At 60.8% G+C, this 15,641-nt stretch carries 11 protein-coding genes; 6 read left to right on the top strand and 5 right to left on the bottom strand.

The features are described from left to right. Window positions 1–141: 141 nt before the first annotated feature. The 5 genes from morA (at window position 142) to AC1Q9F_RS20660 (ending at window position 8,545) form a co-directional block, all read left to right on the top strand. Complete coding sequence (gene morA, locus AC1Q9F_RS20680) at window positions 142–3,990, top strand: cyclic di-GMP receptor MorA (RefSeq protein WP_492634785.1); 3,849 nt, start codon at window positions 142–144, stop codon at window positions 3,988–3,990. Between the two features lie 237 nt (window positions 3,991–4,227). After that, complete coding sequence (gene glyA, locus AC1Q9F_RS20675) at window positions 4,228–5,481, top strand: serine hydroxymethyltransferase (protein WP_007950978.1); 1,254 nt, start codon at window positions 4,228–4,230, stop codon at window positions 5,479–5,481. A gap of 276 nt (window positions 5,482–5,757) precedes the next feature. Further along, the gene (locus tag AC1Q9F_RS20670) at window positions 5,758–7,071 is read left to right on the top strand and encodes a C4-dicarboxylate transporter DctA (protein ID WP_207983984.1); all 1,314 of its coding nucleotides are present in this window, start codon (window positions 5,758–5,760) and stop codon (window positions 7,069–7,071) included. A 49-nt stretch (window positions 7,072–7,120) separates the two neighbouring features. After that, entirely contained in the window at window positions 7,121–7,825 is a 705-nt protein-coding gene (locus AC1Q9F_RS20665; protein WP_230733623.1) for a FadR/GntR family transcriptional regulator, read from the top strand. 24 nt (window positions 7,826–7,849) lie between these two features. Further along, a complete protein-coding gene (locus AC1Q9F_RS20660) occupies window positions 7,850–8,545 on the top strand; it encodes a GntR family transcriptional regulator (RefSeq protein WP_492620729.1) in 696 nt (231 codons plus the stop codon). Between the two features lie 13 nt (window positions 8,546–8,558). Here AC1Q9F_RS20660 and yjiA read toward each other — a convergent pair whose 3' ends face one another. The 3 genes from yjiA to AC1Q9F_RS20645 form a co-directional block, all read right to left on the bottom strand. After that, window positions 8,559–9,533 (bottom strand): GTPase, encoded by a 975-nt coding sequence (gene yjiA / locus AC1Q9F_RS20655; protein ID WP_492620730.1) that lies wholly within the window; start codon window positions 9,531–9,533, stop codon window positions 8,559–8,561. A gap of 159 nt (window positions 9,534–9,692) precedes the next feature. Beyond that, on the bottom strand, window positions 9,693–9,890 hold the full coding sequence (locus AC1Q9F_RS20650) for a YbdD/YjiX family protein (RefSeq protein WP_003228401.1): 198 nt from the start codon (window positions 9,888–9,890) through the stop codon (window positions 9,693–9,695). Window positions 9,891–9,905: 15 nt separating this feature from the next. Beyond that, window positions 9,906–11,972, bottom strand: coding sequence for a carbon starvation CstA family protein (locus tag AC1Q9F_RS20645; protein WP_007950983.1), 2,067 nt, complete (start codon window positions 11,970–11,972; stop codon window positions 9,906–9,908). Between the two features lie 159 nt (window positions 11,973–12,131). On the opposite strand from AC1Q9F_RS20645, the gene AC1Q9F_RS20640 reads away from it, so the two are divergent. Next, a complete protein-coding gene (locus AC1Q9F_RS20640; RefSeq protein ID WP_115079275.1) occupies window positions 12,132–12,488 on the top strand; it encodes a PilZ domain-containing protein in 357 nt (118 codons plus the stop codon). On the opposite strand, the gene radA is transcribed toward AC1Q9F_RS20640, so the two are convergent. Together radA and katB are read right to left on the bottom strand one after the other, a co-directional pair. Continuing rightward, complete coding sequence (radA, locus tag AC1Q9F_RS20635; protein ID WP_007950985.1) at window positions 12,489–13,856, bottom strand: DNA repair protein RadA; 1,368 nt, start codon at window positions 13,854–13,856, stop codon at window positions 12,489–12,491. Window positions 13,857–13,999: 143 nt separating this feature from the next. Continuing rightward, window positions 14,000–15,538 carry a catalase KatB gene (gene katB / locus AC1Q9F_RS20630; protein WP_492620731.1) on the bottom strand — a complete coding sequence of 513 codons (1,539 nt, stop codon included), beginning with the start codon at window positions 15,536–15,538 and terminating at the stop codon, window positions 14,000–14,002. Window positions 15,539–15,641: the final 103 nt, after the last annotated feature.

The following is a 15,641-nucleotide window of genomic DNA, read 5'->3' as shown; positions in this document are numbered from 1 at the left end:
GCAAAGCTACCTTAATGACGGAAGGCAGTCCAGCCGAGTGGGGCTGGCACTTCGCCACAACTCAAGGCATGCTAGCCGCCCCTTGGGCGTCCGGCTTATAGTGCACGTCGCGCCAGTCCAGCCAGACCGCAGGATTACAGCTTGTCCAACGTCACTCCGCCAGCCTCTGTGAGCAGCACCCAACCGGCGCCCGGCTCGTCCCTGCGCGGAACATTGAAAGGCGCGCTGGCGACACTGGTGCTGTTGCTGCTCGCGCTGCTGTTCTGGCAGCTGCTCGATCAACTGCGCGAAACCCAGAAAAACCAGCGTCAGTACACCATCGACTACACCGCTGACCTCGCCGCTCAGGTCAGCCTGAACATGGCGCTGAACGCGCAGATCGCCCTCAATCTGCTACCGATCGTCGAACAGCCCCAGTCAGCCGACGAACAGCAAGCATTGCTGCGCAAGCTTCAGCAATCGCTGCCTGACCTGCGCAGCCTGGCGCTGCTCAGCCCGTCCGGCAAAATCCTCAGCGACAGCGCGACTGACAGCCACGACGCCGATTACCTCAGCGATCTGGTTCGCCGCAGTCGCGCTCAAGCCCATTACTTCAGCAACGCCGACGACGGTTCGGTGGTGCATCTGTTGCTGCATCAGGCCAGCGGTAGCACTCGCGGTTACTGGGCGCTGCGTCTGACGCCGACCTTCTTCGACGCACTGACCAAACAGGGCGACAGCGGTATCCGTCCGCTGTGGTTGGTGGAAAACCGCGTCAACCATCAGATCATCAGCCGCGACGAAGCCCTGCCCTCCTCCAAGACCAGCACCCTGACCCCGGACGATCTGGCCAACAGCGTGCTGACCGTGCCGCTGAGCAGCAGCGACTGGCAACTGCGTGGCCTGTTCGACCGCCAGCATGTGCTTGAAGAACTGCTGCCGGCGTTCATCGGCAAATGCCTGTTGGGCCTGGCGCTCTCGCTGCTGCCGTTTATCGCGCTGCTCAACATGCGTCGCCGTCAGCGTCAGGTGCATGAAGGGCGTCGACGTTATCAGGATATTTTCGAAGGCACCGGCGTGGCGTTGTGCGTTCTGGATCTTTCGGGACTCAAGCAGGTTTTCGAGAAAGCCCAGATCCAGACCAGCGACCAGCTCAAGGCCTGGCTCGACCAGCCGGCGCAGCGCCAGCAATTGCTCCACGAACTGCGGGTCACCGAGGTCAACCAGGTCGCGTTGCAACTGCTCAACGTCAATTCCTGCGACCACGCCTGGCAACTGTTGATCGACGGTCAGCCACACAGTCAGTGCGCCATCGGCAATCAGGTACTCGACGCCGTGCTCCAGCAGCAAAAGCAGCTGGAACTGGAAATCAAACTGCCGGACATCAATGGCCGCGACCAGCACCTGTGGCTGGTGCTGCGCCTGCCGCAGGAACAGCACGACTACAAGGCTGTGATTCTGAGCATCAACGACATCACCAGCCGCAAGCTGATCGAACTGTCGCTGCTGGAACGCGAAGGCTTCTGGTCGGACGTGGTGCGCACCGTGCCGGATCACCTGTATGTGCAGGATGTGATCAGCCAGCGGATGATTTTCAGCAACCACCACCTCGGCCAGACCCTCGGTTACAACCGCACCGAACTGCATCAGATGGGCGAGTACTTCTGGGAAATCCTCCTGCACCCTGAAGACGCCGACTATTACCATCGCTCGCGGCAGATGCAGCGTCACGCCGGTTATAGCCAGTTGCTGCAATGTCAGCTGCGTTTCCGTCACCGCGACGGCAAGTGGCGGCGCTTCGATATTCGCGAACAGGCGCTGGCCCGGGACAAGCACGATCAGGTCACGCGGATCATCGGCGTGGCCAAGGACATCACCGAGCAGATCGAAGCCAGCGAATCGTTGCGCGACAGCGAACAGCGTTATCGGATGCTCGCCGAAAGCATCGGCGACGTGATTTTCTCCACCGACAGCAAGCTCTCGCTGAACTACGTCAGCCCGTCGGTGCAGGCGGTACTGGGCTACGACGCCGAATGGATTTTCCAGAACGGCTGGCAATCGACCATCGCCAACCCACAGCAGTTGAGCGGCATCTATCACCTGATGGATCGCGTCAGCAAAGCCTTGGGCAAACCCGAGCAACTGGTCATCTTGCGTAGCCAGGTGCAGACCCAGATGTTCCTGTTCGACTGCCTGCGCGCCGACGGCCGCAAGATCCCGATCGAACTGCGTCTGGTGCTGGTGTGGGACGAACACGGCGCCTTCGAAGGCGTGCTCGGAGTCGGTCGCGACATCAGCCAGCAGCGCCGCGCCGAGAAAGACCTGCGCATGGCGGCCACGGTATTCGAGCACTCGACTTCGGCGATCCTGATCACCGACCCGGCCGGTTACATCGTCCAGGCCAACGAGGCGTTCAGTCGGGTCAGCGGTTACGCGGTGAGCGAAGTGCTCGACCAGTTGCCGAACATGCTGACCGTCGACGAACAGCAGGACGCGCACCTGCGCTACGTGCTCAAGCAGTTGCATCAGCACAGCACCTGGGAAGGTGAGGTCTGGCTCAAACGCCGCAACGGTGAGCACTACCCGGCTTGGGTCGGCATCACCGCCGTGCTCGATGACGAGGGTGATCTTGCCAGTTACGTGTGCTTCTTCAGCGACATCAGCGAGCGCAAGGCCAGCGAGCAGCGGATTCACCGCCTCGCCTACTACGACGCCCTGACTCACCTGCCGAACCGCACGCTGTTCCAGGATCGCCTGCACACCGCGCTGCAATCGGCCGAGCGGCAGAAGTCGTGGGTGGTGCTGATGTTCCTCGACCTTGACCGTTTCAAACCGATCAACGACTCCCTCGGCCACGCTGCCGGCGACCGCATGCTCAAGGACATGGCCACGCGATTGCTGGCCTGCGTCGACGATGACGACACCGTGGCGCGGATGGGCGGCGACGAATTCACCCTGTTGCTGCAACACCGTTCCAGCCGCGAAATGGCGCTGAACCGTGCGATCCACGTGGCCGAGCAGATCCTCGCCAGTCTGGTGCGGCCGTTCGTGCTGGAGGGCCGCGAGTTCTTCGTCACCGCCAGTATCGGCATCGCCCTGAGCCCGCAGGACGGCAACGAACTCAGCCAGTTGATGAAGAACGCCGACACCGCGATGTACCACGCCAAGGAGCGCGGCAAGAACAACTTCCAGTTCTATCAGGCCGACATGAACGCCAGTGCGCTGGAACGCCTGGAACTGGAAAGCGATCTGCGTCACGCCCTCGAGCAGAACGAATTTGTGCTCTATTACCAGCCGCAGTTCAGCGGCGACGGCAAACGCCTGACCGGCGCCGAAGCCCTGCTGCGCTGGCGTCACCCGCGTCGCGGACTGGTGCCGCCGGGGGATTTCATCCCGGTGCTCGAAGAACTCGGGCTGGTGGTGGACGTCGGCGACTGGGTGATCAGCGAGGCCTGTCGTCAGCTCAAGACCTGGCACCAGAGCCGCGTGCGCGTGCCGAAGGTCTCGGTGAACATTTCCGCCAGGCAGTTCTCCGACGGCCAGCTCGGCACGCGGATCGCCACCATCCTCAAGGAAACCGGTCTGCCGCCGGCGTGCCTGGAGCTGGAGCTGACCGAAAGTATCCTGATGCGCGAAGTCAGCGAGGCGATGCAGATCCTTGCCGGTTTGAAGAACCTCGGCCTGAGCATCGCGGTAGACGACTTTGGCACCGGTTACTCATCGCTGAACTACCTCAAGCAATTCCCGATCGACGTGCTGAAGATCGACCGCACCTTCGTCGACGGCCTGCCGTCCGGCGAGCAGGACGCGCAGATCGCCCGGGCAATCATCGCCATGGCCCACAGTCTGAATCTGGCGGTGATCGCCGAGGGCGTGGAAACCCATGAACAACTGGACTTCCTGCGCGAGCATGGTTGCGACGAGGTTCAGGGTTATCTGTTCGGACGGCCGATGCCGGCGGGCCGGTTCGAGGCGCAGTTCAGCAATGATGCGCTGTTCATGTTCGACTGAAGATCGGCGGCGCGTTCTTCGCGAGCAACTTGCCCCCACAGGGATTGATGTCGATCACAAAATCGCGGGCCGGCTTCGGTTATTGTGCGAACCGGCTGGTCAGCGAAGGCCGGCACGGACGCCACATATCTGGTCATGAACGCCACTTGTCTGCGACATGATGTCGTTTCATATGCCATCCAAAACCCGATGGGTTAGAATGCCCCCCTTTTCTGCCCCCGATCCTTGAGGACCGCCATGTTCAGCCGTGATTTGACTATTGCCAAGTACGACGCCGATCTTTTTGCCGCCATGGAGCAAGAAGCCCAGCGCCAGGAAGAACACATCGAGCTGATCGCTTCGGAGAACTACACCAGCCCAGCGGTGATGGAAGCTCAAGGCTCGGTACTGACCAACAAGTACGCCGAAGGCTACCCGGGCAAGCGCTACTACGGTGGCTGCGAGTACGTCGACGTTGTCGAGCAACTGGCCATCGACCGCGCCAAGGAACTGTTCGGCGCCGACTACGCCAACGTTCAGCCGCACGCCGGTTCCCAGGCCAACGCCGCTGTTTACCTGGCCCTGCTGTCGGCCGGTGACACCATCCTGGGCATGAGCCTGGCTCACGGCGGTCACCTGACCCACGGCGCCAGCGTTTCCTCCTCCGGCAAGCTGTACAACGCCATCCAGTACGGCATCGACGCCAACGGCCTGATCGACTACGACGAAGTCGAGCGTCTGGCTGTTGAACACAAGCCGAAAATGATCGTGGCCGGTTTCTCTGCCTACTCGCAGATCCTCGACTTCCCGCGCTTCCGCGCCATCGCCGACAAGGTTGGCGCCTACCTGTTCGTCGACATGGCTCACGTGGCCGGTCTGGTCGCCGCTGGCGTCTACCCGAACCCGGTTCCATTCGCTGACGTCGTGACCACCACCACCCACAAGACCCTGCGCGGTCCACGTGGTGGCCTGATCCTGGCCAAGGCCAACGCCGACATCGAGAAAAAGCTGAACTCCGCCGTATTCCCGGGCGCCCAGGGTGGCCCGCTGGAGCACGTGATCGCCGCCAAAGCGATCTGCTTCAAGGAAGCACTGCAGCCTGAGTTCAAGGCTTACCAGCAACAAGTGGTGAAAAACGCCCAGGCCATGGCCGGCGTGTTCATCGAGCGCGGTTTCGACGTGGTTTCCGGCGGTACTGAAAACCACCTGTTCCTGCTGTCGCTGATCAAGCAGGAAATCTCCGGTAAAGACGCCGACGCCGCTCTGGGCAAAGCGTTCATCACCGTGAACAAGAACTCCGTGCCAAACGACCCACGCTCCCCGTTCGTCACCTCCGGCCTGCGCTTCGGTACTCCGGCTGTGACCACTCGCGGCTTCAAAGAGGCTGAGTGCAAAGAGCTGGCTGGCTGGATCTGCGACATCCTGGCTGACCTGAACAACGAAGCGGTGATCGACGCCGTTCGTGAGAAAGTCAAAGCCATCTGCAAGAAACTGCCGGTATACGGCGCTTAACTGCGACGTTAAACCCGCAGCATGAAAAACCGGCCAGTGATGGCCGGTTTTTTTTCGCCCGCAAAAAAGTTTCGGACTGCGAATGGCTCAAGGTCGGGGCCTGGCGCTCAACTGGTCAGACCGGTCATGCCAATTCGTCATTTTTCACTTGCGATCCCTAAAAAACAGCGCCTAGACTGCACCCGCACTGGACATACCGGTAAGACCACAATAATTAAGTTCTGAATCTGATGCGCCCCGCGCACGGCAGCCAGGACACCGACCAGGATTCCTCCCATGCTCAGATGGTGCTCGCGTTCAATCTTCCTCCAAGTGGTTCTCGGACTGGTGCTCGGCATCGTCTGCGGGCTGACCCTTCCTGAATACTCGGCCCAGCTCAAACCGCTCGGCGACGGTTTCATCAAACTGATCAAGATGCTCATCGGCCTGATCGTGTTCTGCGTGGTGGTCAGCGGCATCAGCGGCGCCGGCGATCTGAAGAAGGTCGGGCGCATCGGCCTCAAGTCGGTGATCTACTTCGAAGTGCTGACCACCATCGCCCTGGTGATCGGTCTGGTGTTCGCGTTCAGCACCGGGATCGGCAGCGGCGCCAACATCCATCTGGAGCAGCTGTCCGCCGCCGACATGGGCGACATCGCCGAACGCGGCCAGCACATGCACACCACCACCCAGTTCCTGATGGACCTGATCCCGACCTCGGTACTCGGCGCCTTCGCTGACAACAACATTCTGCAAGTCCTGCTGTTCTCGGTGCTGTTCGGCAGCGCGCTGAATCTGGTGGGCGAAGCCGCTTCCGGGATCTCGCGGCTGATCAACGAATTGAGCCATGTGATCTTCCGCATCATGGGCATGATCGTGCGTCTGGCGCCGATCGGTGTGTTCGGCGCCATCGCCTTCACCACCAGCAAATATGGCCTGGATTCGCTGCAACACCTCGGCAGCCTGGTCGGCTTGTTCTACCTGACCTGCATCGCCTTCGTCGCGCTGATTCTCGGTCTGGTGATGCGCGTGTCCGGCCTGCGCATGTGGCCGCTGCTCAAGTACCTGCGTGAAGAATTGCTGATCGTCATGGGCACCGCGTCCTCCGACGCCGTGCTGCCGCAGATCATGCGCAAGCTTGAACATCTGGGCATCGGCAGCTCCACCGTCGGGCTGGTGATTCCAACCGGTTACTCGTTCAACCTCGACGGCTTTTCGATCTACCTGACCCTGGCCATCGTGTTCATTGCCAACGCCACCGGTACACCGCTGGCCATGACCGATCTGCTGACGATTCTGTTGGTGTCGCTGATTACCTCCAAAGGTGCCCACGGCATTCCGGGTTCGGCGCTGGTGATTCTCGCGGCTACGCTGACGGCCATCCCGGCGATTCCGGTGGTCGGTCTGGTGCTGGTGCTGGCGGTGGACTGGTTCATGGGCATCGGTCGCGCGCTGACCAACCTGATCGGCAACTGCGTCGCCACCGTGGCCATCGCCCGCTGGGAAAAGGACATCGACGTGCAGCGGGCGAACAAGGTGCTCAACGGCGAGCAGGGCTATAACTTTCAGCCGAGAAAAACGGTCGCTCAAGCGGCGGCCAAAGAATTCTGAATGAGCGCCGTGCCTGCGCCAATGCAGGCACGGCTCATGGAGCGAACACGTGATTACTACATCAACCGTCGTCAACTCAGTGGTGGAAAAACTCCGGGCCGCGCTGGCCCGTGGTCAGTGGCGCTCCGGCGAGATGTTGCCGGGCCAGCGCGAACTGGCCGAACAACTGGGCATCAGCCGCCCGAGCCTGCGCGAAGCGGTGATCGTGCTGGAAACCCTCGGTCTGGTGCGCTCGATGCCGGGCAAAGGCGTGGTGGTGCTCGACGTGCAGGCCAGTGACAGTCAAAGCCACGACAGCGCAGTGGCCGGTGCCAGCCTCGAAGACGTGCTGCAACTGCGCTACACCCTCGAACCGTTCATTGTCGGTCTGGTGGCGCAGTCGATCAGCAGCAAGGAAGTCGGGCAGTTGCGCCTGACCCTGATGGACATGCGCGAAGCCCTCGAAGCGGGCGACAGCGAGGCCGGCGTCAGCGCCTACATCGCGTTCCACGAGGAGCTGTTCACCCTGACCTCGAACCCGATTTTCCAGAGCGTGGTGCAACAGACCAGCAATGCCCTCAAGCAAAGCGCCGAAGTACTGCGCAATTCGCCGGAGCACCTGGCCGAACGCCTTGAGGAAAACGAAGCCGTGGTGCGCGCGATCCGCAGCAAGAACAGCGCCCAGGCCAGCGCCGAAATGCGCCGACACATCCTGCGCGAAGGCCAGCGGATGGGCATCGAGCTGAATATTCCGGATGACAACCTGAGCCACTGAAACGCTTCACACTGGAGACCGGCCATGAACAGTCTTGCCACGCCGTCGCACCCTCGCCCGACCTCGGCAGCCCTGCCCTTCTCCCGCCTGCACGCGCCGGTGGAGGATCTGTATCCGCGCCTGTTCGACGCAATCCTCGAGCAACGCATCGATGCCGCCAGCCGGTTTACCGAAGAGAGCCTGAAGCAGATGTTCGGCGTCAGCCGCGCCGATGTGCGTCGGGTGCTGACCCAGCTGTCCCACGAACAGATCATCGTGCTGCGGGCCAACCACCGACCGCGAGTAGCCACGCCGGACGCCGAGCAGACACGTCAAGCGCTGCACGCCCGGCGCCTGGCCGAGAACACGCTGGTTCGATTGGCTTGCCAGCACGCACAGGCTGAAGATTTGAAGCGCCTGCGAGCGTTGATCGAACGCGAGCGTCAGGCTGTGGATAAAGATCGGCGCGGGGCGGCAATTCGCCTGTCCGGGGAGTTTCATTTGCAGGTCGCGAAAATGGCGCGGAACGCACCGTTGGCGCATTTTCTTGGCACGTTGGTGCCGCTGACCTCACTGGCGATTGCGCGTTGCACTGAAAGCACGCACAGCTGTTGCGGCTGGCAGGATCACGCCCGGATCGTCGAAGCGATCGAGCGTGATGACGCTGCCGAGGCGGTGTCGCTGATGAACCGTCATCTAGATCACCTGGAGCAGACGATTCTCAGCGGCTGCATGCACTGAAAGCGCGGCGGACTCAGTTCGCCGCCACCTTGGCAAACCCCGCCCGGATTTTCTCTTCCGGCAAATCGTCGGCGATAAACACGATCACGCTTTCCCGCGCCTCCCCTTCCGCCCACTCGGTGTCCCAGTCGAAGCCGTAGAGTTTCAGCACGCCTTGGAACACCAGACGCCGATCTTCGCCCGCAATGTTCAACACGCCTTTGTAGCGCAGCAATTGCTTGCCGTGCTCCTCCAGCAACTCGTTCATGAACTCGCTGAGCTGATCGATATCCAGCGGCTGATCGGTACGCAACACCAGACTGGAAATCCGGTCGATGGACGGTGCCTTGCTCACCGGCCGCAAGCTCACCCCGCCGCCGAGATCGGCATTCAGGTTGAAACCGCGCACATCAAGCAATTCAGACAGATCGATGTTGCCGTGCTCGACCACGCGGATCGATGCGCGGCGGTTGATGCGGGTCAGACGTTCGCTGAGCGCGTTGAACGCAGCCTCGTCCACCAGATCGGTCTTGCTCACCAGCAAGCGGTCGGCAAAACCGATCTGCGCCTGGGCGATGGTCTGGGTCAGGTGCAGCTCGGCGTGGGCCGCGTCGACGAGGGTAATGATGCCGTCGAGTAAATAGCGCTCACGCAGTTCTTCGTCGATGAAAAAGGTCTGTGCTACCGGGGCCGGGTCGGCCAGGCCGGTGCATTCGATGACCAAGCGATCGAAGGCGATTTCGCCGCTGTCCAGCCGTTCGAGCAGCAGATAAAGGGCTTTGGTCAGGTCGGTGTGGATGGTGCAGCAGACGCAGCCGTTGGCCAGGGTCATGACTTGCACCGGCTCGTCGCCCAGTAGTTGGGTGTCGATGCCGGCGTCGCTGAATTCGTTTTCGATCACGGCGATTTTCAGGCCGTGCTCGGCTTTCAACAGATGGCGCAGCAAGGTGGTCTTGCCGGCGCCGAGGAAACCGCTGAGCACCGTTACAGGTATTGGAGAAGACAACATCGATCCCCTTCACAAAATTGATGAACAACACAAAACAAATGTGGGAGCGAGCTTGCTCGCGAATGCGGTGTGTCAGTCAACGCATTCGCCAACTGACACTACGCTATCGCGAGCAAACTCGCTCCCACAGGGGGATTGCATCAACCTCGGGCTGTCAGATCAACAGCACTTCGGCCCACCCTTGCCACCGTAACGGGCTTCCTGACGTTCGCGAAAGAACATCTCGTAGCTCATCACCGGTTTGTCCGGGTGTTTGGTCTGCATATGCTCGACGTAGGTATCGTAGTCGGGCATGCCGACCATCAGGCGCGCGGCCTGACCGAGGTATTTACCGAGGCGACTCAGGTCATTGAACATGCTGCAATCCTCTGGTTACGCGTCCGGCAGGGCCTGGAATGGCGATTCTTTGTCCGTACGCTCTTTTTTGCCCCAGGCGGCGATGCCGACCTTGAGCGCATAGAACAGGATGCTGAATACCACGAACAGGAACAGCGCGGTCAATGTAGCGTTGGTGTAGGCGTTGAAGATCACGTGCTGCATCTGCTCGACGCTTTTGGCCGGCGCCAGCACCTGACCGTTGGCCAGTGCATCGCTGTACTTCTTGGCCAGCGACAGGAAGCCGATCGCCGGGTTGGCGTCAAACAACTTGATGAAGCCAGCAGTGGTGGTGCAGATCAGCAGCCAGGTGGCCGGCAGCAGGGTGACCCAGATGTAGCGCTGGCGCTTCATCTTGATCAGGACCACGGTGCCGAGCATCAGCGCGATACCGGCAAGCATCTGGTTGGAGATGCCGAACAGCGGCCACAAGGTATTGATCCCGCCCAGTGGATCGACCACGCCCTGATACAGCAACCAGCCCCACATCGCCACACAACCGGCGGTGGCGATCAGGTTGGCGGACCAGGATTCGGTACGTTTCAGCGCCGGAACGAAGGAGCCGAGCAGGTCCTGCAGCATGAAGCGACCGGCACGGGTACCGGCATCGACTGCGGTCAGGATGAACAGCGCTTCGAACAGGATCGCGAAGTGGTACCAGAACGCCATGGTGTTTTCACCCGGCAGGACACTGTGCAGGATCTGCGCGATACCGACCGCCAGGGTCGGCGCACCGCCGGCACGGGCCAGGATGGTGGTTTCGCCAATGTCATGCGCCACGGCTTGCAGGGCTTCCGGGGTAATTGCGAAGCCCCAATTGCTGACTGCGGTTGCCACGGACACCACGTCACCGCCGACCACGGCGGCCGGGCTGTTCATGGCGAAGTACACGCCAGGCTCGATCACCGAGGCAGCGACCATGGCCATGATGGCCACGAACGATTCCATCAGCATGCCGCCATAACCGATGTAACGGGCGTTGGTTTCGTTATCCAGCAGCTTCGGCGTGGTCCCGGAAGAGATCAGCGCGTGGAAACCCGATACCGCACCGCAAGCGATGGTGATGAACAGGAACGGGAACAGACCGCCCTTCCACACCGGGCCGGTGCCGTCGACGAACTGGGTCAGTGCCGGCATTTTCAGCTCGGGCATGGTCACCAGGATGCCGATCGCCAAGGCGACGATGGTACCGATCTTGAGGAAGGTGGAGAGATAGTCACGCGGCGCCAGAATCAGCCACACCGGCAGCGAAGCGGCGACGAAACCGTAACCGACCAGCATCCAGGTAATCTGCACGCCAGTGAAGGTGAAGGCCTTGGCCCAGACCGGATCGGCGGCAATCTGCCCACCGAGCCAGATCGAACCGAGCAGCAGCAACACGCCGACGACCGAGATCTCGCCGATGCGGCCCGGACGGATGTAGCGCATGTAGATGCCCATGAACATCGCGATCGGGATGGTCGCCATCACGGTGAAGATGCCCCACGGGCTTTCAGCCAGGGCTTTCACCACGATCAGCGCCAGCACCGCGAGGATGATGATCATGATCAGGAAGCAGCCGAACAGGGCGATGGTGCCGGGAATACGGCCCATTTCTTCACGCACCATGTCGCCCAGCGAACGGCCGTTGCGACGGGTCGACATGAACAGAACCATGAAGTCCTGCACCGCACCCGCCAGCACCACGCCGGCGATCAGCCAAAGCGTACCGGGCAGATAGCCCATCTGCGCCGCCAGTACCGGGCCGACCAGAGGCCCCGCGCCGGCGATGGCCGCGAAGTGGTGACCGAAGAGAATGTGTTTGTTGGTTGGAACGTAGTCCAGACCGTCGTTGTTGAGCACGGCGGGGGTGGCCCGACGCGGATCGAGTTGCATCACATTGTTAGCGATGAACAGACTGTAGTAACGGTACGCAACCAGATAAATGGCCACGGCGGCGACCACAATCCACAAGGCGTTGATCGCCTCGCCTCGGCGCAATGCCACTACGCCAAGGGCGCACGCTCCTACGATTGCCAGCAGCAGCCAGGGTAAGTGGCGTAGCAGGCTATTATTATTTTTCATTTTATTATTCCAGCCAAGGTGGACAAGAAAGACAGCCACCCCGAGTTTAGCGCTACTGGCGGCAAAGGCCATACCCCGACATTGGTCTGACGCCCCACTGTACTGGCAGCGCTCGATGAGGCGGGTCTATAGTCAGCGTACTTTCAAGAGGATTGCGCCATGAGCGAGCGTCGCCGCTTCAAACGTATTGCGTTCGATGCCAAGACCGAATTGAGCCAGGGCGAGTACATCTGGCCGGTGAAGTTGATCGATCTGTCGCTCAAGGGCCTGTTGATCGAAAAACCGGAACCGTGGCTGGGGGATGAAACGCAAGACTTCAACGTCGACATTCATTTGAGCAAGGACATCGACATCCAGATGGATGTGCAACTGGCGCACGACGATCATGGACAGCTGGGTTTCCAGTGCAGGCACATCAGCCTGGAATCGATCCAGCGCCTGCGCCGCCTGATCGAGCTCAACCTCGGGGATGAGGCCGAGCTCGAACGGGAGCTTGGCGCGTTGATGGAACTCTGATCACTCGAAGAGTGAATCCAGCGCCTGCTCCAGACGCGTCACTGCAATGATCTGCAAACCTGGAGGCGCTTCCTTCGGCGCGTTGCCCTTGGGCACGATCGCACGCTTGAAGCCGTGCTTGGCGGCTTCCTTCAATCGCTCCTGACCGCTCGGCACCGGGCGCACTTCGCCGGACAGACCGACTTCACCGAACACCAGCAAGTCATGGGGCAACGGACGGTTGCGCAGGCTCGACATGACGGCGGCCATCAAGGCCAGGTCGGAAGCGGTTTCCAGCACCTTCACTCCGCCGACCACGTTGAGGAACACGTCCTGATCGTGGGTCGGAATGCCGCCATGACGGTGCAGCACCGCCAGCAACATCGCCAGACGATTCTGATCCAGGCCCAGCGTGACCCGACGCGGATTGGCCAGATGGCTGTCATCCACCAGCGCCTGGACTTCCACCAGCATCGGCCGGGTGCCTTCCCACGTTGCCATCACCACACTGCCCGGGACTTCTTCCTGAGCACGCGTGAGAAAAATCGCCGAAGGGTTGGAGACTTCTTTCAGGCCCTTGTCGGTCATGCCGAAAACGCCAAGCTCGTTCACTGCGCCGAAACGGTTTTTCACCGCCCGCAGCAAACGCAACCGACCGTCGGACTCGCCTTCGAAATACAGCACGGTATCGACCATGTGTTCCAGAACCCGTGGCCCTGCGAGCGCGCCTTCCTTGGTCACGTGGCCGACCAGGAAAATCGCCGTGCCGCTTTGCTTGGCGTAACGCACCAGCAACGCCGCACTTTCGCGTACCTGGGACACGCCACCCGGCGCCGATTGCAGTTGTTCGGTGAAGATCGTCTGGATCGAGTCGATCACCATCACCTTGGGTTTTTCCTGACGGGCGGTGGCAATGATGGTTTCGATACAGGTTTCGGTCATGACCCGCAGTTGATCCTGCGGCAGGCCCAGGCGGCGCGCGCGCATGGCGACCTGTTGCTGGGATTCCTCACCGGTAACGTACAGCGCCGGCATGCTCTTGGCGAGGTTGCACAGGGTCTGCAACAGGATCGTCGACTTGCCGATGCCCGGATCGCCGCCGATCAGCACCACCGAACCGTCCACCAGACCACCGCCGAGCACTCGGTCCAGCTCGCCGGAGGCTGTGGAAAAACGCGGAATCTCTTCGATGCTGACTTCGGCCAGGGTCTTGATCTGGGCCTGCTGTCCCGCCCAGCCGGTACGCCCGCTCGGGGCGGCCGCACCGCCGCTCTCGACCATGGTTTCGGTCAGGGTGTTCCAGGCTCCGCATTCGCCGCACTGCCCCGCCCACTTGGGAAAGGTTGCGCCGCACTCGGTGCAGCCGTACATGCGCTTGGCCTTGGCCATCTGAACCCCCGGCAAAAACCGCGATGATAACGCAGCCATCGTCGATCAGCGCGGCGCGCCGGGACGGATTTCTCCGCTGGCCAGACGCACGGCGCTGCTGCCGGTCAAGCCCCGGCAATTGCCGGGGCTTGAAAGGGTCGCTGTCAGTCGACCAGTTTGGCCGCCAGGGCCTTGACCCGATCCAGATCACCCTTGGCCACTTTGGTCACACCGGCGCCGTATTCCGGATCCGCCTTATAGAGGAAGGACAGCATGATGTGCTTGCTCTCGTCATCGGCGCTCGCCAGCGAACCGCCAAAACTCTCGATCAGGTCTTGGCGCTCTTTCTTGCTGAACGAGCGATACAGATCACCGGCCTGCTTGAAGTTCTGCTCGCGCTGGATCTTCGCTTGTTGCGTGCTGCCCTGCAGCGCGGTCTGACTGTATCGCGCTCCTGGCGTTTCTTCACGCGGCTGCAGGCGGCTTGGCTCATAGTTGACGCCCGAGGTGCTGGTACCGGCATTCATCGCGCCATCCTGATTGCCATTGTTGACGGCGGTTTTGGCAGCATTGATCGGCAATTGCAGGGCGTTGGCGCCGAGGCGATACATTTGCGTATCGGCATAGGCAAATATCCGGCCTTGCAGCAGACGATCTTCCGAGGGCTCGATGCCCGGCACCACATTCGACGGCGCCATAGCTACTTGTTCGGTTTCCTGAAAGACATTCGCAGGATTGCGGTTCAAGACCATTTGTCCAACTTTTCGCTCTGGAATACCTGGCCAGATCTTGGTGGCATCAAGAGGATCGAAGTCAAACTTGGACAAGTCCTGCGGATTCAAGACCTGGATGTACAAGTCCCACTTGGGGAAATTGCCGTTGTTAATATTTGTTACCAAATCGTGAGTCATATGGCTGTAGTCTCGGCCCTGAACTTGCACAACTTGTTGCGGATCGAGATTCTTGACGCCCTGCAAACTTTTCCAGTGAAACTTCACATAGTGCACATCGCCTTTGGCATTGACCAACTTGTAGGCGTGCACACTGTTGCCATCCATCTCCCGATAACTGGCCGGTGTTCCCGAGTTGGAATACAACTCCGTCAATGTGCGGGTGGCTTCCGGTACATGGGAAAAGAAATCGAAACGGCGCGAATCATCGTCAAGGTTAGTACGCGGATCGGGCTTGAAGGCGTGCACCATATCCGGGAACTTGATCGCATCGCGGATGAAGAATGTCGGGAAGTTGTTACCTACCAGATCCCAGTTGCCATCGGCAGTGTAGAACTTGGTCGCGAAACCCCGTGGGTCACGCAGGGTTTCCGGGGAGTGATTGCCGTGAACCACCGCCGAGAAACGCACGAACACCGGCGTGACCTGGCCGGCGGTAAACACCTTGGCCTTGCTCAGATCGCTCAGATCGTTGGTTGCGGTGAACGTACCATGGGCACCGGTTCCCCGGGCATGCACGACGCGTTCGGGAATGCGCTCGCGGTCGAAACGTTGCAACTTCTGAATCAGCTGGACGTCCTGCAACAGTACCGGGCCGTTGGCACCGGCGGTTTGCGAGTTCTGGTTGTCGCCGACCGCCGCACCGTTGTCACGGGTCAGCGGTGCGGCGTTCACGGAAAGGGTCAACAGGCTGGCGGCCAATACACCAACGGTGCGACGGGGAATAATCCCTGAACCAAGTGTGGAGATCATTTCAGGTTCCTCTGTTTTTTTGAGGCGCATCCAGGTGCGCCAGACAGAGGCTAAGAGCTCAGCCAGACAAACATAAATAGAAAGATCGTAACGCAATGATTGA

Source organism: Pseudomonas sp. GW823-FHT04A03, from assembly GCF_058796615.1.
This window is presented reverse-complemented; position numbering and strand designations above follow the sequence as displayed.

Excerpts from the sequence above, each read along its gene's own strand:
- glyA (WP_007950978.1), top strand. The coding sequence starts at position 4,228 with ATGTTCAGCCGTGATTTGACTATTGCCAAGTACGACGCCGATCTTTTT.
- AC1Q9F_RS20670 (WP_207983984.1), top strand. The coding sequence starts at position 5,758 with ATGCTCAGATGGTGCTCGCGTTCAATCTTCCTCCAAGTGGTTCTCGGA.
- AC1Q9F_RS20660 (WP_492620729.1), top strand. The coding sequence starts at position 7,850 with ATGAACAGTCTTGCCACGCCGTCGCACCCTCGCCCGACCTCGGCAGCC.
- yjiA (WP_492620730.1), bottom strand. The coding sequence starts at position 9,533 with ATGTTGTCTTCTCCAATACCTGTAACGGTGCTCAGCGGTTTCCTCGGC.
- AC1Q9F_RS20650 (WP_003228401.1), bottom strand. The coding sequence starts at position 9,890 with ATGTTCAATGACCTGAGTCGCCTCGGTAAATACCTCGGTCAGGCCGCG.
- AC1Q9F_RS20645 (WP_007950983.1), bottom strand. The coding sequence starts at position 11,972 with ATGAAAAATAATAATAGCCTGCTACGCCACTTACCCTGGCTGCTGCTG.
- AC1Q9F_RS20640 (WP_115079275.1), top strand. The coding sequence starts at position 12,132 with ATGAGCGAGCGTCGCCGCTTCAAACGTATTGCGTTCGATGCCAAGACC.
- radA (WP_007950985.1), bottom strand. The coding sequence starts at position 13,856 with ATGGCCAAGGCCAAGCGCATGTACGGCTGCACCGAGTGCGGCGCAACC.
- katB (WP_492620731.1), bottom strand. The coding sequence starts at position 15,538 with ATGATCTCCACACTTGGTTCAGGGATTATTCCCCGTCGCACCGTTGGT.